General features: G+C 38.5%; 17 protein-coding genes. 9 read left to right on the forward strand and 8 right to left on the reverse strand.

Features of this window, described 5'->3' with window-relative positions; translation table 11 throughout:
* Positions 1–5: 5 nt before the first annotated feature.
* On the reverse strand, positions 6–1,079 hold the full coding sequence (locus tag HDC90_RS19025) for an alkene reductase (protein ID WP_184469217.1): 1,074 nt from the start codon (positions 1,077–1,079) through the stop codon (positions 6–8).
* Positions 1,080–1,161: 82 nt separating this feature from the next.
* On the opposite strand from HDC90_RS19025, the gene HDC90_RS19030 reads away from it, so the two are divergent.
* Complete coding sequence (locus HDC90_RS19030; protein ID WP_184469219.1) at positions 1,162–2,034, forward strand: AraC family transcriptional regulator; 873 nt, start codon at positions 1,162–1,164, stop codon at positions 2,032–2,034.
* A 213-nt stretch (positions 2,035–2,247) separates the two neighbouring features.
* On the opposite strand, the gene HDC90_RS19035 is transcribed toward HDC90_RS19030, so the two are convergent.
* The 3 genes from HDC90_RS19035 to HDC90_RS19045 all read right to left on the reverse strand — a co-directional run bounded on the left by HDC90_RS19035 (position 2,248) and on the right by HDC90_RS19045 (position 5,437).
* Positions 2,248–3,324 carry an RICIN domain-containing protein gene (locus tag HDC90_RS19035; protein ID WP_184469221.1) on the reverse strand — a complete coding sequence of 359 codons (1,077 nt, stop codon included), beginning with the start codon at positions 3,322–3,324 and terminating at the stop codon, positions 2,248–2,250.
* An 833-nt stretch (positions 3,325–4,157) separates the two neighbouring features.
* Positions 4,158–4,511 (reverse strand): hypothetical protein, encoded by a 354-nt coding sequence (locus HDC90_RS19040; protein WP_184469222.1) that lies wholly within the window; start codon positions 4,509–4,511, stop codon positions 4,158–4,160.
* A gap of 173 nt (positions 4,512–4,684) precedes the next feature.
* Positions 4,685–5,437 carry an SDR family NAD(P)-dependent oxidoreductase gene (locus tag HDC90_RS19045; RefSeq protein ID WP_184469224.1) on the reverse strand — a complete coding sequence of 251 codons (753 nt, stop codon included), beginning with the start codon at positions 5,435–5,437 and terminating at the stop codon, positions 4,685–4,687.
* 98 nt (positions 5,438–5,535) lie between these two features.
* Here HDC90_RS19045 and HDC90_RS19050 point away from each other — a divergent pair, with 98 nt between their 5' ends.
* From HDC90_RS19050 to HDC90_RS19060, 3 genes are all read left to right on the forward strand, one after another.
* Positions 5,536–5,901, forward strand: coding sequence for a helix-turn-helix domain-containing protein (locus tag HDC90_RS19050; protein WP_184469226.1), 366 nt, complete (start codon positions 5,536–5,538; stop codon positions 5,899–5,901).
* Between the two features lie 126 nt (positions 5,902–6,027).
* Positions 6,028–6,333, forward strand: coding sequence for a GNAT family N-acetyltransferase (locus HDC90_RS19055; RefSeq protein ID WP_184469228.1), 306 nt, complete (start codon positions 6,028–6,030; stop codon positions 6,331–6,333).
* 137 nt (positions 6,334–6,470) lie between these two features.
* On the forward strand, positions 6,471–7,886 hold the full coding sequence (locus tag HDC90_RS19060) for an alpha-L-fucosidase (RefSeq protein ID WP_184469230.1): 1,416 nt from the start codon (positions 6,471–6,473) through the stop codon (positions 7,884–7,886).
* Between the two features lie 236 nt (positions 7,887–8,122).
* On the opposite strand, the gene HDC90_RS19065 is transcribed toward HDC90_RS19060, so the two are convergent.
* The 3 genes from HDC90_RS19065 to HDC90_RS19075 form a co-directional block, all read right to left on the reverse strand.
* The gene (locus HDC90_RS19065) at positions 8,123–8,980 is read right to left on the reverse strand and encodes an SGNH/GDSL hydrolase family protein (RefSeq protein WP_184469232.1); all 858 of its coding nucleotides are present in this window, start codon (positions 8,978–8,980) and stop codon (positions 8,123–8,125) included.
* Positions 8,981–9,358: 378 nt separating this feature from the next.
* The gene (locus HDC90_RS19070; protein ID WP_184469234.1) at positions 9,359–10,228 is read right to left on the reverse strand and encodes a pyridoxal-phosphate dependent enzyme; all 870 of its coding nucleotides are present in this window, start codon (positions 10,226–10,228) and stop codon (positions 9,359–9,361) included.
* Between the two features lie 64 nt (positions 10,229–10,292).
* Positions 10,293–11,321 (reverse strand): DUF6588 family protein, encoded by a 1,029-nt coding sequence (locus HDC90_RS19075; RefSeq protein WP_184469236.1) that lies wholly within the window; start codon positions 11,319–11,321, stop codon positions 10,293–10,295.
* 102 nt (positions 11,322–11,423) lie between these two features.
* Between HDC90_RS19075 and HDC90_RS19080 the strand changes: the two genes are divergently transcribed.
* The 3 genes from HDC90_RS19080 to HDC90_RS19090 all read left to right on the forward strand — a co-directional run bounded on the left by HDC90_RS19080 (position 11,424) and on the right by HDC90_RS19090 (position 14,555).
* The gene (locus HDC90_RS19080; RefSeq protein WP_184469238.1) at positions 11,424–12,452 is read left to right on the forward strand and encodes an RluA family pseudouridine synthase; all 1,029 of its coding nucleotides are present in this window, start codon (positions 11,424–11,426) and stop codon (positions 12,450–12,452) included.
* A gap of 3 nt (positions 12,453–12,455) precedes the next feature.
* Positions 12,456–13,295 carry an aminotransferase class IV gene (locus HDC90_RS19085; protein WP_184469240.1) on the forward strand — a complete coding sequence of 280 codons (840 nt, stop codon included), beginning with the start codon at positions 12,456–12,458 and terminating at the stop codon, positions 13,293–13,295.
* Between the two features lie 513 nt (positions 13,296–13,808).
* Complete coding sequence (locus HDC90_RS19090; RefSeq protein ID WP_184469242.1) at positions 13,809–14,555, forward strand: hypothetical protein; 747 nt, start codon at positions 13,809–13,811, stop codon at positions 14,553–14,555.
* Between the two features lie 72 nt (positions 14,556–14,627).
* Here the strand turns inward: HDC90_RS19090 and fmt are convergent, their stop codons facing one another.
* A complete protein-coding gene (gene fmt / locus HDC90_RS19095; protein ID WP_184469244.1) occupies positions 14,628–15,536 on the reverse strand; it encodes a methionyl-tRNA formyltransferase in 909 nt (302 codons plus the stop codon).
* A gap of 91 nt (positions 15,537–15,627) precedes the next feature.
* Here fmt and HDC90_RS19100 point away from each other — a divergent pair, with 91 nt between their 5' ends.
* Together HDC90_RS19100 and HDC90_RS19105 are read left to right on the forward strand one after the other, a co-directional pair.
* A complete protein-coding gene (locus tag HDC90_RS19100; RefSeq protein WP_184469245.1) occupies positions 15,628–16,671 on the forward strand; it encodes a DNA topoisomerase IB in 1,044 nt (347 codons plus the stop codon).
* A gap of 31 nt (positions 16,672–16,702) precedes the next feature.
* Positions 16,703–18,562: a PAS domain-containing sensor histidine kinase gene (locus HDC90_RS19105; protein ID WP_184469247.1), complete on the forward strand. Its 1,860-nt coding sequence runs from the start codon at positions 16,703–16,705 to the stop codon at positions 18,560–18,562.
* Positions 18,563–18,590: the final 28 nt, after the last annotated feature.

Below are 18,590 nucleotides of genomic sequence, written 5' to 3' on the forward strand. Positions count from 1 at the left end.
TTTTTTTAAAGATAATCTATATAACCCTGGTCTCCTCCATGATAAAAAGTAGATTCATCCCAATCTGTTAATGGTAAATCATGATATATCCGTTCTGCCAAATCAGGATTTGAAATAAATAACCTGCCGAAAGCTACCAAATCCACAAGTTCAGTTCGTAATATTTCTTCAGCCGTTTTTACCGTGAAACCACCTGCCATTATAATCAGGTTTTTGAACCGCCTACGGGCATCCTGCAAAAAATCCAGGGGAATAGATTGTGCTCCATTGATAACTTCGCTGGAAAAGTGCACATAAAGAATATTTATTTTCTGCAATTCATCCAGAATATATTGGTGTGTTGCAAGTTCCTCTGGGTACGGTTTCAAATCGTACAAGGCACGAAATGGTGAAAGCCTGACCCCTGTTTTATCTTTACCAATTGCATCAGCCACCCCATGGACAATCTCCAACAAAAATCTGCTTCTGTTTTCAATACTTCCGCCATAATGGTCTGTCCTGAGGTTGCTATGCGGGTTAATAAACTGGTCGATCAGAAAGCCATGTGCGCCATGTATCTCCACTCCGTCGAAACCTGCATTTATGGCATTTATGGCAGCTTGTTTAAAAATGTTAACCCAAATAGGTATTTCAGGTGTTTTAATGGCAATTGGTATGGCCATGGGCTGATATGTGCCATCTGGCAGGTGAATAGTCTCTTGCACGCCTATTGCCGAAGGAGCGATCAAAGATTCCCCATTTTGAATAGATGGATGGCCTACACGCCCGCCATGAACTAACTGCACAAAAATTTTTCCACCTTTTGCATGAACGGCATCCGTAATTTTTTTCCAGACTTGTATCTGCTTATCATTATAAATTGCAGGCGTATTTAATACTTCGCCTCCGTTGGATGCAACCAGGGTATTATCTGTAATCAATAACCCCGCACTAGCCCTTTGTGCATAATAGGTTATCATGGATTCTCCAGGTATACCGTCAAGACTTGCCCTCCGCCTATTCATCGGTGCCATTATTATTTTATTGCGGAGTGGGAGGGATTGATGAAGAAACGGTGCTAATAATTTTTTCTGTTCCATTATTTTTTTCTTACAAATCTAAATCCATATACACTTTCTCAACAGGAACAAAAGTTGGTTTTCTTTGTATATTTAGCGGTTAATGAAAAGCAAGCATTTATACCAACCTTTTGAATTGCATGTTTCGGATATGGAGCATTGGCAAGAGCGCCCGCTGGTTTATCAATTTTTTGAAATTGTCCAAATCATCGAAGGCGAAGGCAAACGTATTGTCAATGAAAACAAATTTTCGTACCATACAGGTAGTATCTTTTTGTTCACACCCTTAGATTGCAGGGGCTTTGAAAGTCGTACCCCCACACGGTTCTGTTCGATCCGCTTTTCGGAAGTCTTCCTCGAAAAATATAAAAACAAACAGGAAAAAGAGCAAATTGTAAAATGGCTGAAACAGCTTGAGAATATTTTTACACATCATAACCGTTTTAAGGCATTGTTGATCAGAGATGATAAAGATTGTGATATGGTTTCTATGTTGATTAAAAACATGACTGAAGAATACCATAAGAAACCTTCTTATTACGAAGAAAACTTACAACATTTTGTTACACTCATTTTAAATATTTTATCGCGAAATGTACTTCCTGAACCGGCGATAACTAGCCATATCAAGTTTGAAGAACCATTAATTAACAAAATGCTGGTGCATATTCATCAACACATTCATTGCCCGAAAAAATTAAAAATAAAATACCTGGCTGAGCAATTTCACCTGTCTGCAAGCTACATTGGCGAATATTTTAAGAAACTAACAGGCGACAGCCTGCATTGCTATATTACGCAATACAAAATGAATTTGATCGAGCAACGATTAATTCATAGCGAACACACCATTGAACAGATAGCAGATGAGCTGGGTTTTTCGGATACGAGTCATTTAAGCAGACAATTTAAAAAAGAAAAAGGATTGACCCCTGCAGGTTTTAGAAAAAGAAATATTGTTGAGTCCATCGCTTGATTAAAAGTTAAATTATGGATGTTATCCCTAGCGGTTTAGTAAGGCAATTTTGTGATACAGGGATTAATCGTGAAAAAAGGTAGGATAGCCCACACGGTTCATATACACGTGATTTATATCCTAAGCCCAAGACAGGAATTTCTATCTTAAAACCTTCCCGATATTTAATTTAAATATCGGGAAGGTCTTATCTAAAGAGCATTTGCCGTTGCGCTACATCCCGTCTGATCGCATTGCAAAAACTAATTTTACATGTCTGAAGGCATTTGCTTCGCTCCATTCATTATCATAGTTTAAGCCATAAGGCCAAAAATGACCTCCTCCTGTATGTATTGCGGCACTTTGACCATCAAAAATCTTAATGAGGGCTACTGTATTGGCTCCCAGGAAGTCGCCTGTAGTAGTATTTGACGCCCATCCACCACTTATACCAACCCCATAGGTATGTGCAATTTCGTGCATTGCCGTACGCACAGCCTGGTAACTGGTGTTTGCACCAAAACGTATATTACCATTCGTACTTCCATCAGCTGTGGGCACACCTGTGTTATATTCTACCGTGAGCGTGCGCGATGGCCAGTTAGCACCTGCGTTATACCTCGCACAGGCATCGTTCATGGCATTAGTAATGCGTGTAACCACATCGGCAGGTACTCCTGTGCTGGTAAGTACCCAACCCAATTGACCATTAGCGTTAACGGTTAGTAAAGACCATTGTTGGCTTTCGTCACCCGAGTAACTCCATTGTTCAACATTGGCGCCATTATCTATAGATTGATTGGCCACATTAAGGTCTTTGCCGCTGTTTCTGTTTATAATACGATAATAACCGTTCCCAAGTGATGTAAATTGCCACTGCTGATTTGTTGCTCCGGTGTAGGTAGATATATTTACGTTAGCTCCATCGGCTGTACCTGCCTGGTCTACCTGAAGCCCTTTCGCGCTATGTACACCAATAATCGAATAGTAACCACCAGAAAGCAGCGTTAAGGTCCATCTTTGATTTGTTCCGCCATTGCTGGCATATTGGGAAACATTTGCACCGTCTGCAGTCTGAAATCCGCCAACATCAAGAACTTTCCCGCTTTTGTGGTTCACGATGTAGAATGTACCGTTCCCGACAGATAAAGGGGTTTCGTTAGGCGGTATTGCACTTAATTTTACTTTTATGGAAAGGTCTTTGGTTGCATCTGGGTCAGGGAGATCGCTTTTTCTGCAACTGCCGGCAAGTAAAATCAGTCCGAGCATAAAGATGCTGATTAGGCCTGAAGTAAAGGATTTTGTTTTCATAAAGATTAGGTTAGGATGAATGAACACGCATATATAAATGTTCGTTTGGTTATTTAAAGAGGACATATGCTACCCATTTATATGGGCCACTCTTTTTTTAGTTTGAAATGTATAGGTTAAAGTGGTCTTAAATTAAAAAACAGATTTTCAGCGATATAAGGCTGATAAGCCTGTTTTGGTGGTTAGACAGTTAATGAAATTTTGTTATGAAGAAATTGAAGTAATCACTGAGCGTTTAGTGAGCTATAAGCAAGTTCACTAAACTTGATTGAATGGTTAATTAGCATATGGCTTTTGGCGAAGCTTGATACTCTGTTGATCTTCAATGGGAGAAGAGTTTCTAAATACGAGGGTGATTTGGCGTTTTGCAGCATAATTTAGTTTTTCATGATCGGTTAAACGGTTTGTTATCTCGAAGAACTGGTTATAGCATTTTAATGCTTACAACCATCAATTATCTTGATGGTGAATACAGGATAATCAGGAACTATCATATTTTATACTTGGTTAAAACAAATTAAGCATAAAAAAAGTGCTGGTAGTGAGGGGTAATCTAATAAAAATGAGGGGGTAAACTCTTTTTATTTTTGCGATTATAGCCTTATCTTAAGTTTTTATATAAAGTATAGTTTTTATAAGCGTAAGAAATACGTTTATTTTTTATTCAATAAATAAAAAAACAAAGAAAACAGAAGTGGTTTATGCCAATTTTTGGCCATTATCTGTCGCTTTAATTGATGTTTCCGGAATCTGGCGCTGCCGAAGAAGCGGCCGGTATAAAAAATGATACCTTTAAAGGGTATCATTTTCTAGTTATTACAAAGTCAGTCGATTTATTTTTTATTAGCTTGAAGCTGCGTTGCTAACAATACACCTCCAAGGGCAGCAGTCAGAAAAAAACCTTCAAAAATCCGTAAACGCTTTTTTTCTTTAAAACCGCGATAAAAAGTATAAGCAGCTATAATACCTAAACCCACATATTCTATATCTCTTTGTACTCTCTTTGATGAATCTTTGGGATTGATCAAAGCAATCTTCAATAACGTTTCAATTAAACTGATATTTTTAGAAACGCCTCTTCTAATCTGTGCTTTACTTGCCGAAGCACCAAATTTTTTTGCCACTGTTTGTAGCCCGCTAGTGGTAATCTCGTTGATTAAATGTGTTTGAGTATCTTTTTTTTCCATATCGCTTTTCATAAGTCCTATTATTTCAACGCCACTTATGGCATATAGTTTTGACTAATTTGAAAAAAGCGGAATATGGATCAGATTCTATAAGTCTGCTTCTTCAATCAGATAATCCTTAATTCCTACTTCGATATGGTGACCAATTAATTTTTTTCTGTCTATTTTTAATATCAGAACGCCGAACGTCTTCCTCCGCCATCAACAACCGAAACAGTTCCAGTTACATATTTGGCACGTGGCGAAACGAGGAAGACAGCCATGTTTGCCATATCCTGCACTTCACCAAAATCTTGCAGCGGTATTTCGCTTTCTGCATATTTCCGACGCTCATCACCAGGAAAATAGGGCCGGATGTTTTCGGTATCGATCAGTCCAGGTTGCAAACAGTTCACCCTAATTCCATATTTACCCAACTCGCCAGCAAGTTGTTTAGACCACATTGCAACAGCAGCCTTGGCAACAGCAGAAACATTCAACGATCGTAATTCATAAGTACTGGTTAAATTGAGTATTGTACCCTGCTTTCGGCTTATAAAATGCGGTAACAACGCTTGCGTGAGTAGTCTGGGGCGCTCAAAATCTAAGGCCATCGACCTAGTCCAGGGTTCTTCGGGCCCTGTGGCACCTACGGGCTGACTTTGCCCCGCATTATTAATGAGGATGTCAATATGGCCAAGTGCAGCTAAAGCCGCAGTGGCAATTTTTTGTGGTGCGTCAGGTGTTAGTAAATCCTGTGTAAAAACAACAGGCGTAGGGCTTCCTTCGGCAACGATCTCGTTGAAAAGGCTATCTAATGATTTTTGGTTGCGGCCCGTTATAAAAACTTTTACACCTTCTTTTGCCAGTTCTTTTGCTATTGCTCTACCAATTCCTTTAGAGGCCCCGGTTACCACTGCAGTTTTTCCGGTTAAATATAAGTCCATATTTTCTTGTGATTAAATTGACCTTGCAATAATAACCCTTACCATGTATTTTTATAGCATGCACTACCATTTGTGTGGTACAAACAAATTTGTAAGTAATGACGGCAAGAAAAGAAAATTCTACCTATACCCTCAACGAAAAATTTATAACGGATTGCGATCTGACCTATGCGGCCAACAAAATAGGAGGGAGATGGAAAATTATAATATTGGATAAACTTGGAAAGCGAAAAATGAGGTTTAACGAGCTGAAAAAAGAATTTCCATATATATCAGAAAGGATGTTAACCTTACAGTTGCGGGCATTAGAGCATGATGAACTGGTTAAAAGAACCGTTTATGCGGCGGTTCCACCAAGGGTAGAATATGAACTAACTCCGATCGCATTAGAATTTCTCCCCATTTTTTGCCAATTAAGTGCCTGGGGAAAGAAGAATAAAATGCTAAAGAATAATAGATCATAAACCGTTAAAGTATGAACATATATATGCATAAATCAGCAGATATTGGTTACCTTTAATGGATTTGGCAGATGTTAATGCTGCAATCAGTTGATTAGTATATTTTAAAACGATATCGAGTTAAGTATTATGGCAGAAGTTAAATTAAATATCCAAAAAGAAGAACCTAGCGCATTTGAACTTTATGATGAAGGTGAAAAATATGGAGAAATGGTTTTTGATATTCAGGGAGAAAATTTAACGGTTTATCATACCGAAATTGACCCCGAGAAAGAAGGCAAAGGTTATGCAAAACTATTGCTAGATGCGATGGTAAATTATATACGAACAAATAACCTGAAGGTAATTCCACTGTGCCCTTATGTGCATTTGCAATTTAAACGACATGAAGAACTTTATAAAGATATCTGGAACAAAGTGCGTGAAAACGACTAGTCTATAATAATTATAGAATCAATTTCAGGAAAGTTACATTAATCAAGCATTTTGATCTGGATATGTTGTGCGATATCGTCAAAGAAAATTAACTTTACCGAAAACCATTCAAATTCTTAAAACTTACTACGCACAAAATGAAACTCGTAACCATTCAGAAAAACGTTTTAGTAATTGCTTTAATATTGTTTTCGTTCGGAGGCTTTGCACAAGGTATTAATGCTGACGCATCAAAGAAACTCAATACACTTCAACAGCAGTTTGTTGATCTGCGTTTTGGCATGTTTATCCATTATAACATCCCAACTTACGCAAATGCAGATTGGCCTGATCCTGAAGCATCTCCGAAATTGTTCAATCCCAAAAAGCTCGACGCGAACCAATGGGCTAAAGCGGCAAAATCGGCTAATATGAGTTATGGCTGTTTAACCACTAAACACCACAGCGGATTTTGTATATGGGATACCAAAAGCACCGATTATAATGTAATGAACAGTCCTTACGGAAAAGATGTGGTAAAACAATTTACCGATGCTTTCCGGGCAAATGGATTAAAAGTAATGCTTTATTATTCCATTTTGGATACACACCATAAATTGAGGCCCAATCAGATCACACCGAAACATATCGATATGATTAAACAGCAACTAACTGAGCTGTTAACCAAATACGGCAAAATTGAAGCATTAATTATTGATGGTTGGGATGCGCCGTGGTCTAGAATATCTTATGATGATGTGCCTTTCGAGGATATTTATACTTTGATTAAAACGCTGCAGCCTGATTGTTTAGTGATGGATTTAAATGGGGCAAAATATCCATCAGAAGGACTTTATTATACCGATATTAAAACATACGAAATGGGCGCGGGCCAACGAATGCCTAAAGAGAGTAAAGTGATGCCAACTTTAGCTTGTTTGCCCATTAACAGCTCGTGGTTTTGGAAAACCGATTTTCCAACGGTTCCGGTAAGAAAGCCACAAGAAATTGTAGATGGCTTAATTAAACCTTTAAACGCTGCAAGTTGTAATTTTATTCTAAACGTAGCACCCAATAGAGATGGTTTAATTGATGATAATGCACTAGTTGCCTTAAAAGAAGTTGGTCAATTATGGAAAAACGAAGGGCCAACCAAAGCACTCCCACCATTGGGTTTGCCTATTATTTCCAGTAACCTCGCCAAAAATCAGGCAAGCAACTCGAGCTGGAGCAACGATATGAATATTATGGATTTTGCAAATGATGATAGCTATAGGTCCTCATGGGAATCGAACAGCGCTGTAACAAATCCTTGGTATGAAGTTGATTTTAAAAATGAAAAAGCCATAAATATGATTGTTGTGGCAGAACAAAAAGAAAACATCGACACTTATGTACTTGAATATTGGAACGGTGTAGAATGGAAAAAAGCTTTTGACGGAAAAAACGAAGACCGCATTAAAATTCACCGTTTCGATCGTGTTTGGACCAGTAAAGTCCGCATCCGTATTACACATGCAAAAGAAACACCATCAATTGCCGAATTTCAGGTTTTTAATGAGCGGAGGTTATAATGCCAGTTGTTTTGGACGATCTGTTATTTCAATGTGTATAGATAGTGCATCTTCATCTATTATTTAATAGCCTTGCTCTATTTTTATTTCATTGAAAAGAAAGTAGCGATACTTTTATAACAAGAATCAAATCAACGGGACGATTTAGAGATCTTATTGGGGTTCCTCAGCAATGAGGAACCTTTTTTATTTAGGGCCAGTAATATTGACCAGATTTACAACATATTTTTCAGTATTTACAGAACAGGATAATTTTTCTTAAAAAGCCTCACCAGGTTTTCTGCTATTACCTTGTTGCCTTTATCAGAAGGATGCAAACCATCATAAGTCATTTTCACCGCATCTAACGGATAAGGATAATCATCATTTTTGGGATTATAGGGAATGGAAGCAGATTCTGGATATTTATAGTTCTGGTATACTCCAGTTGAAGGATTTTTCAGCCTTTTAAATTTAACTGCTTTTTCAAGTTTGAGTTTTCGGTTATGATACAAGTCAACCACTGGGAAATTTTCATGTTTTGCTATTTCGATGATGGCATTGGCAAACATTTCTAAAGTCTGCCCTTTTTTTGCTTTATAAGATCCGAATGCATTGTTGTTGGCATCGGCTATATATACAAAATCGTTGCGCTGTATCGGTGTAATAACTACAATTTTAGCACTTGGATTTAAACTCCTGATTTTATCGATAATGATGCGGTAAGCACCACAGGTAGTACCTGCTCCAGTGTTATTAATATAATCGTTTAAAGAACCTACCGGGATGCCGTTCCACCAATCGTTTGTGCCCAGAAAAACAGAATATAAGTCTGATTGGACAATACCCAGGTTGTTGATTTCTTTTGCAATGCCAACCGTTGTCCAACCGTTATGACCTTGGTTAATATAACTGATGTTTGGCAAACGATCTTTCACCCGGTCTAAATATCCCTTTTCAACCCGGTTACCTGTTTCATTTAAATGATTGTTAAGGTAGGTAATGGAGTCGCCGATAGCCGTCCATTTGATTTCTTTTGCCGGGGTAAACGAAAAATTAATAATCAAGAGGAATAAAAGTGATGTAGTTAATTTTTTAAGGTTTTTTTTGCTCATGTTGTGTTAAAAATCATAGTTAATCCATAGGTGAAGATCTGCGATGAATTTAGTTAGAAAATTTTAGGTTTTTGAAACAATCGGTCTTTTTAAAAATAGATATATGGATTTAAATTAAACATCTATTTTTTTGAGGTATTGGTCGATTTTAAGCTCAACTTACAGGGTGGTCTTTTATATTTATATTAATTCATCAATTATTAAAGGTTAAATAGTAAAAAGGGGGGCAGAAATGCCCCCTTTTTATTTTTGGTTATGCTGCCTTAAAAAAAATAGCGCATTGGCCATAATGGGCAGATTTTGTTGATAAGCTATCAGGCCAGGAAGCTTAATGGCAGTTAAAAATATTCTTCGATATGTTCATAGTGGTATATCGGCTTAAAACTTATCCCTCATCCCAAAGAGCCCCATCAGTCCTCCGGTATGGATGGCCAGTATTTTTTCTTCTGTACCAATAATGCCTTGTTGCTGAAGATCCTGGATGGCATAAAACATTTTTGCTGTATAAACAGGGTCTAGAAGCAGCCCGGTTTTTGCAGTAAAGCTTTTGATAAAGCTGATCAGTTCGGGGGTGGTTTTTGCATATCCGCCAAAATGATAATCGAGATGAAGCTCAAGGTGATCGGATATGGGTGTATATTTCGTTATTTCCTCTTTAATAAAGGTAGCGCCTTTTAACACGGGTATAATATGGAGTTTAGTATTTAAACCGTATTGCTGAATTCCCTTTAACAGACCTGCAGCCGTGGTTCCTGTTCCGGCAGCACAGAAAATGTGGTCATATGGCTCAACTAGTTCTTCAATTACCTCTGCACAGCCAATGGTGGCCTCAATAGATGCACCCCCTTCGTTTATAAAATAAGCTTGAGCGTCAGATGCAAAGTATTGATCAAACAATTGTTGTTTATCCCGGTAACTTTCTCGGTTAGTAAAAATAAGTTCCATCCCAAATAAACTGCACAGCAATAACATCTCATTTTTTACTTCTTCTCCACGTACAAAAGCTGTTGCGGCTAAGCCCGATCTTGATGCTGCAGCTGCAGTAGCTACAAGGTGATTGGAGTAAGCACCTCCAAAAGTAACCAGATGCGTTTTGCAATCTGCTTTAGCCTTCGCTAAAATATATTTAAGCTTACGCCATTTATTCCCGGAAATATAAGGATCAATAAGATCATCCCGCTTAACAAACAGGTTATTAAAAGGCGCAAATGTTATTTTTTGTACTGGACTATATATTTCTTCGAACACGTGTAAAAATAAAAAACACCCGAGTATTTCGGGTGTTTTAAGTATTATTATATTCGAAAATTAATTATTTACCGATACCAAAGCCAAAGCCGGCATTAACCATGCTGTATTTTGCCTGGGTATATGAACCATAAAATTTAAAGAAACCAAACTTCAACTGAAAGCCTAAACTTCCCCTTACACCATCAATATCGGTTTGTTTCACCGAGATTGGATCAACATAAGTTGCATTGTTTCCGCCATCTTCAAATTTATAAGTACCAAGCGCCTTTAAATTGGTGTTAGAGGTTTGGTAACCGATGCTGGCAAAAGGAGTAAAAAACATGATTTTCTTAGAAACGATGGCATCAAAATTTACACCATTGAATTTAGCATCAATACGTTGATCCGAATTTGCCGTATTATTGATATTCAAAGGCAAATTATATTTGTATTGGGTAAAGCCTCCAGCGATTGCGATATCTACAGGAACTAATTTCTCAGTAGCTGAGCCCATAAAAAGTGGCAGAAGTTCAATTTTTGCACCGAAGCCGATCATTGATAAGCTTCCTAAATCGCTGCCTAATTTAATCTTTGGCATTGCTCTTAAGGTAACATCAATGTTTTTGGGTAAGCCCAAAGTAGCCTGGATTTGTGAAGAAGGTACTACATGGAAACCTACGCCCTGTGGCAGGTTGAAGAATTTATTGGTCGGAATTCCACTACTTGTGTAAATCTGCATTTTACCACCTTCATGGTCATCGCCAAAGGCAGTAGGGCCTATAGATGATGCGCCTGGGGCAGGTTTAATATTGCTTAGGCCTAATGTATTTACATCGTAGCTTCTGGCCGATTGTGGAACGAAAGCTGCTGAAGCGGAAACACGAACATCGAACTTTAAAAATCCCTTCGATTTGGCAGTATTCGACCATCCATCAGTTAAACCCAGGCCTAGACCTTTGTACAAAGGATCAAAATAGGCATTAACCAGTTTGGTTGCATCAGCCGGCCCACCAACAAATAGCCCCCCAACATCTTGTTGAGCACTTGCTTTTTGAGCCATTACCAATAAAAATAAGACACATAATGCCTTTAAAGCGTAACATTTTTTCATATAAATGATTTAGGATGATTTGATTGTACTAAAGATAGGGTTGTTTTTCCGAAAACTGCAATCATTAAAAAAATCTTGAGGTTAAAAGTTTATTTTTGTCCCATGGAAAATGTGGTCGAATTGCAGGAATCAGAAGAGCAAGAATTATATGAACATTTAAAAATAATTGTCGATAAGGGGCAGTCTTTGCTGCGTATCGATAAGTTTTTGATGGTGCGCGTAGAAAATGCTTCGCGAAACCGTATTCAAAATGCAATTGATGCAGGGAATGTATTGGTTAATCAGAAACAGATAAAAGCGAGTTATAAGGTTAAACCTTATGATGAAATATCTATCGTTTTACCGCACCCACCGCGAGATACCGAAGTATATCCTGAAGATTTACCGCTCGATATTATTTACGAGGATAGCGATCTTTTGGTTGTAAATAAAGCTGCGGGGATGGTTGTACACCCTGGTTTTAACAATTATACCGGAACCTTGGTTAATGCTTTGGCATTTCATTTTGAGCAACTGCCGCAGTTACCTGGTAATGATGGCAGGCCAGGGTTAGTGCACCGTATTGATAAGGATACTTCGGGTTTATTGCTGATCAGTAAAAATGAAAAATCGATTACTCACCTTGCACGCCAGTTTTTCGACCACAGCATTACCCGTAAATATATTGCACTGGTTTGGGGCGATATCGAAAGCGATGGAACAGTAACCGGTTATATTGGCAGAAGCGCGAAAGACCGCCGTGTGATGGATATTTATGATGATGAAGAAAAAGGGAAATGGTCTGTAACGCACTATAAAGTATTAAAGCGTTTGGGTTATGTTACCTTAATCAGTTGTGAGCTCGAAACAGGTCGTACGCACCAGATAAGAGCGCATATGCAACATATTGGTCACCCACTTTTTAACGATGCCATGTATGGCGGTGATAAGATTTTAAAAGGGACTACGTTTAACAAGTACAAACAGTTTGTAGATAATTGTTTTGAGTTGTTGCCCCGTCAGGCTTTACATGCGCAAAGTTTGGGGTTTATTCACCCAACCACCAAAGAGTATATGTATTTTGAATCGCCATTGCCGCCTGATTTTAAAGCCGGCTTAACCAAATGGGAAAATTATATCGCTACATCATAAAGTATGCTTCAGGAGTACCTTTTATTTAATGATGAATTTCAGGCGGTAAATGCCCCGATTTTAACAGCTTCGAATAGAAGTTTCAAATTTGGCGATGGATTGTTCGAAAGCATGCGAATGATCAATAATAAGCTGCAATTTGCCGACTTACATGCTGATAGGTTAACAGCAGGTATGAAAGCATTAAAAATTGACGGACATGCTTTAATGGATGATTATTTTCTGCGCCAAAAAACCGCCGATTTAGCAAAACGCAACAAATGGAGCGGTAATGTCCGTTTCCGCCTTTCGGTTTATAGGGGCGGAGCAGGTGTTTACACGCCCGAAATAAACAAAGCAGGTTACATTTTAGAGGGCATTCCCTTAAAAGCATCTACATATGAGTTAAACAGCAAAGGTTTGATCATTGATGTTTTTGACGAAATGACCAAACCGGTTAATAAACTCTCGAATTTTAAAACAGCCAATGCGCTGCTTTATGTAATGGCCGGCCTTTTTAAAAGTCAGAACCGTTTAGATGAGGCAATGATCCTGAACCAATACGGCTTTCTTTGCGAAAGCATTAGTGCAAATGTTTTTGTAGTATACAATAAACAGATTTATACACCTTCACTTGCTGAAGGCTGCATAAGTGGCGTAATGCGTACAGCCATTATGCAGTTGTGCAAAATGAACGATATGCCTTTAATCGAGGCACAAATTAACCCTGAAATATTAAAAGAAGCCGAAGAGGTTTTTATTACCAACGCTACACAAGGAATTCAATGGGTAATGGGTTACGGCCGGAAACGTTATTTTAACGAGGTATCGAAATTTTTGATTGAGAAATTGAATAATTTATAGTGCTATCCATGGTCTCTAGTCAAGAGATCAGATGTCGGTCGTCATGCTGAATTTAGTTCAGCATCTTTCATGCTATATAGATACTTTCATATCAGCAACAGCGAGCTGAGATTTTTAGCCTAAGCTGATCAATTTTTTGGAAAGCAATACCTGTGCTAATCGGTTCTGATAGTCCCGCCCTTTGCTTAATCCCGATAAACTTAATTAGAAAACTAAAAAAATACTTAATCGGGATAACGCTGTCGGTCGGGTTTATTTAACAACGGACAGTTATTCTATGATACTATGCAATTTAAATCCAAATAATTGCACTGTTGAGGCCATTTAAACACGATAAATGCGAGATGCCAACTCCCTTCAATTTTTGAATGAGAAACTGAAGGGTTTGTAATAACTTCCCCTAGAAAGCAATTCATTTGCTTCGGCGATGTTACATTTATTTCTATCGGTTTGTGTATATCTAAACTATATTTTTAGTATTATTGGTTACACACACACACAAATTTAACCGAAATGAAAAAATTACTCATTCTCGTAATGGCTTGCTATGGCCTGAACGCTCGTTCGCAGCAGTTGAACGAATCCAGAAACTTTCTGTACTTCTATTCAGATTCTACAGTTTATGCACAAAAGATTAGGTTACGCCCCGATTTTACCGGCGGGTGGTCACTCCGGGCCGATTCAAGGCGGGTACCGGTGGCACAGGTCAAATTCTTTAACAATGAGGATGGCTTTTTTGCGAATACCCGAAAACTCAGCCTTTTGCGAGAGGCCTCTTTTGCTGAGCGGATTATTGAAGGTAAGCTCAATCTTTATCAGGAAGTGATTTATGATGATGTTCCGATGGAAGGTGAATATTATGGATTTAGAGATTATAGGCGGCAGGCAGTAAACAACCGGATGTTTATTAACAAAGGATATGCCGATTTAAAAAGGGTAAATTATCGTAATTTAAACGAAGCTATGGCTGATAATCCGAAAAGTTTAGCGCTGTTAAGGCGATATAGGAATACTAAAATTACAGGCATTGCCATGTACGTAGCAGCAGGAGCTGCAATTATCGCTAGTGGCATTACACTGATGTCGGAAGGTAAACAAGTAGGTACTACATTCGGTAGTATGCCAAAATACGCAGACCGCAATTACACGGGCAGTTTTGTTTTGTTAGGCTTGGGTGCTGGTTTAAGTTTAGGAGGATTTCTGGTAGGTGAATCGGGCAAGAAAAATATAGAAAGGGCCATCGATCATTATAACCGCTAGCGTTTAAAATGATAACCAGACAGCGCCTAGTTAAGTCTGTCTGGTTATTTTATTCCAAGCGATGTAAAAGCTTTACAAGCGCATACCCCTTAAAAAATCCTCAATCAGCATCCGTTTTTTACCTTCATACTGAATATCTAAAAGTTTGATAAAGCCATCTTTTGCAGCAAATTTTAAATAGGTTTTACCATCTGTTAAAAAGCCTCCGGCAACAATGCCTGGTTCTTTATCTTCTATTTCGGCCTTGAATATCTTTAGGGTTTTATCGTTTAAAAAAGTAAAGGCAGTAGGGTATGGGCTCAGTCCGCGGATTAAGTTATAAATCGGCTGCGCCTGATTGTTCCAGTCAATTTTGCAATCATCTTTGAAAATTTTAGGCGCATGTTTTAAATCGCCACTTTGTGGCTGAGGTTGTTCGCTAACCTCACCGGCCTCAATCGTTTTAAGTGTTTTTACCAGTAGGTTGGCACCAATGTGCATCAGTTTATCGTGCAGGTCGCCGGCGGTTTCGTCATCAGCAATGGCAACACTATCGCTCATGATAATATTACCGGTATCAATTTCATGTGTAAGGAAAAATGTGGTTACACCACTTTCTTTCTCGCCGTTAATAATGGCATGGTTTATCGGTGCGGCTCCACGATATTGTGGTAAAAGTGAGCCATGGAGATTAATAGTTCCGTTTGGTGGCATATTCCATACCACTTCCGGTAACATTCTAAAAGCCACTACAACTTGTAAATCGGCTTTATAGCTGGCAAGGATTTTGAGAAATTCAGGGTTTTTTAGTTTTTCGGGCTGTAACACCGGAATGTTTTTTTCTACAGCATATTTTTTTACCGCGCTTTCATTCAGTTTTTGACCACGGCCTGCAGGTTTATCTGGCGCAGTAACTACTGCAACTACATCGAAATTGGCTTGTACCAATGCATCTAAAGAGGCTACCGCAAAATCGGGCGTACCCATAAAAACTATTTTCATAATGAAAGTGTTGTGTTTCTAAAATAACGTGGCTACCCACGTTTAAGTTCTGCAAAATAACTAAAAATAAACCCATACTTATAGGCAAAAAATGGTTCAAGGCAAAGATGTTGTTCGGGCAAGTGGATTGGTGTATGTAACTGATGGCATGCCTGGTATTTACCGTAAAGGAAAACCAGGTAAATTTTATTATGAAGATAAAGATGGGAACAAAATAACAGCAGAGAAACACCTTGAGCGGATAAAAGCCTTAGTTATTCCACCCGCATGGCAAAATGTATGGATAGCCAATAAACCTAATGCATACCTGCAGGTTACGGGGATTGATGCTGCTGGTAGGAAACAATATAAATACCACTCCAAATGGACTAGTCGCCGCTCAGAAGATAAATATTTTCGCCTTCTCGAATTTGGTAAAGCCCTGCCTAAAGCTCGGAAAAACTTACAGAAAGACCTTCGCCGAAAAGATTTTGATGAGCGTAAGGTATTGGCCATTTCGGTAGATGTGCTCCAGAAAACATTGATTAGGGTAGGCAACGAAAGTTATAAGCAATTGTATGGCTCTTTCGGCCTTACCACTCTGCGAGATAAGCACGTAAAAATAAATGGCAGTAAAATTACCATGGATTTTGTGGGTAAAAAAGGAGTGCGGCAAAAAGTAGAGCTGAACGACGGTACACTGGCCAGATTGGTTAAAAAATGCCGGGATATTCCAGGGCAGGAACTTTTTCAGTTTTACACCAATGGCAACGAACATAAAAGCATCGATTCAGGTAAAATAAATGCCTACATTAAAGAAATTACAGGCGATGATTTCACAGCAAAAGATTTCAGGACCTGGGGTGGTACCCTCGAAGCCATGCGCCAGTTTGCCCAGTGCCAGTTTAATGAAAATGCGGGTCTAAACAGTAAAAAAACAATTGTTGCCGTTTTAGACTGCGTAGCCAAAAAACTAGGTAATACCCGTGCAGTATGTAAAAGCTCTTATGTTTACCCGCTTTTGCTCACGGCTTACGAGAACAATCAACTGGAAAAATACCTGAAAAAGATGAATAATAATTCGCTTAAGGGTAAAGTTAGCTTGGAACACAACGAAAAGGTGTTATTATCTTTTTTAAAATCAGGTAGTAAGTAAAAAAGCGATTATATTTGTTTTTTATCCTGTTATGCTAATTAATCTCGACGATACAGCCAATATTTTTAACACGCTTATAGAAGAGTCTCCAATGCCAATTGCACTTTATATTGGCGAAAATATGGTTATTCAGGTGGCCAACAGGGCTATGCTTAAAGCCTGGGGGAGAGATGCATCGGTAATAGGTAAAGAATTGGCCCTGGCACTGCCCGAGTTAAAAGATCAGCCATTTCTTAATATCCTCAACCAGGTAAGAAATACCGCTGTGGCTTACGAAGCCAAAGAAGATAAGGTGGTACTTTTAAATGATAATGTACTCCAAACCTTCTATTTCGATTTTATTTATAAACCATTAATGGATACCGACGGAAAGGTTTGGGGCATTTTAAATAATGCTACCGATGTAACCGAACTGGTAAATGCTAAGTTTAAAGTAGAGCAAAGTGAGGCCTTGTTTAGGCAAATGATTTATGATGCGCCCGTAGCCATTGGCATTTTGAGGGGGAGAGATTTTATTATAGAAGATGCCAATGATGATTTGTTAAAAATATGGGGAAAAAGCAAAGCTATAATTGGTTTAAAACTTTTAGATGGATTGCCTGAAATTGCTGGTCAACCTTTTCCTGAACTTTTGCTACAGGTTTACGATAGCGGGATTGCCCATTATGGTTACGAAACGATGGCCCGGCTGGAGCGCAACGGCGTTTTAGGCGATTTTTATTTCAACTTTGTTTACGACCCGATTTTTGGTCAGGATGGCCAGGTTTCTGGTATTATGGTAGTTGCCAACGAAATTACTTTACAGGTTATTTCAAAAATGGAAGCTGCTAAAAGCGAAGAACGTTTTCGGAATTTTCTTTATGATATCCCCATGGCCACCGCTTATTATGAAACTGAAAATATTATCATCAGGCTGGCTAATGATGAAATGCTCCGGTTTTGGGACAAAGATAAAAGTGTGATCGGCAAAACCGTTGAAGAAGCTATACCCGAATTAAACGTACAACCATTCGTTGGTATTTTAAAAGAAGTGTACCGTACCGGAATTACCTATCATGCCGATCAGGAAGAAGCCCGTTTACTGGTTGATGGTCATGAAGAAAAACGTTGGTTCAGCTTTACATATAAACCGCTTAAAGATTCGAATGGTGAGGTATATGCCATTATTCATGCCGCAATGGATGTTACCAAGCAAGTGCAGTTACAACAGCAAAAAGACGAATTTTTGGGGATTGCCAGCCACGAATTAAAAACACCGGTAACCAGTATTAAAGCTTATGCTCAGGTGCTCGAACGCATGATTAGAAATGAAGGCGATGAGAAAAAGGCAAATATGGTTCGCAAGATGGATCAGCAGTTAAACAGGCTGACCGGATTGATTGGCGATTTATTGGATGTTACCAAAATTCAATCAGGCAAAATGACTTTTAACCCCGTAGAATTTAATTTTGATGCAGCGGTTGAAGAAATTGTAGGAGAAATGCAGCACATCAGTTCTAAACACAGAATTATTTGCAGTTTATCTAGTAAAGCGGTTGTTTATGCCGATAAGGAGCGTATTGGACAGGTAATAATTAATTTTCTATCCAATGCAATTAAATACTCAACCGATGCCAACGAGATAGATGTAACTACATTTAATCAGGATGGAGAGGTTGTTTTAAGTGTTAAAGATTATGGCATCGGAATTTCGAAGGACATGCAACACCTGGTATTTGATCAGTTTTACCGAATAGACGGAAATTTACAGCATACCTATCCCGGTTTGGGCTTAGGCCTTTACATCTCGTCCGAAATTATTAAAAGTGAGGGTGGCAGAATTTGGGTTGAAAGCACAGCCGGACAGGGTGCTACTTTTTTCTTTGCGCTAAAAATAAAATCGTTCAGATAATACAACTGGCTGTAATTTAAAAGATCAT

It is taken from the genome of Pedobacter sp. AK013, from assembly GCF_014205835.1.
Taxonomy (GTDB): Bacteria; Bacteroidota; Bacteroidia; order Sphingobacteriales; family Sphingobacteriaceae; genus Pedobacter.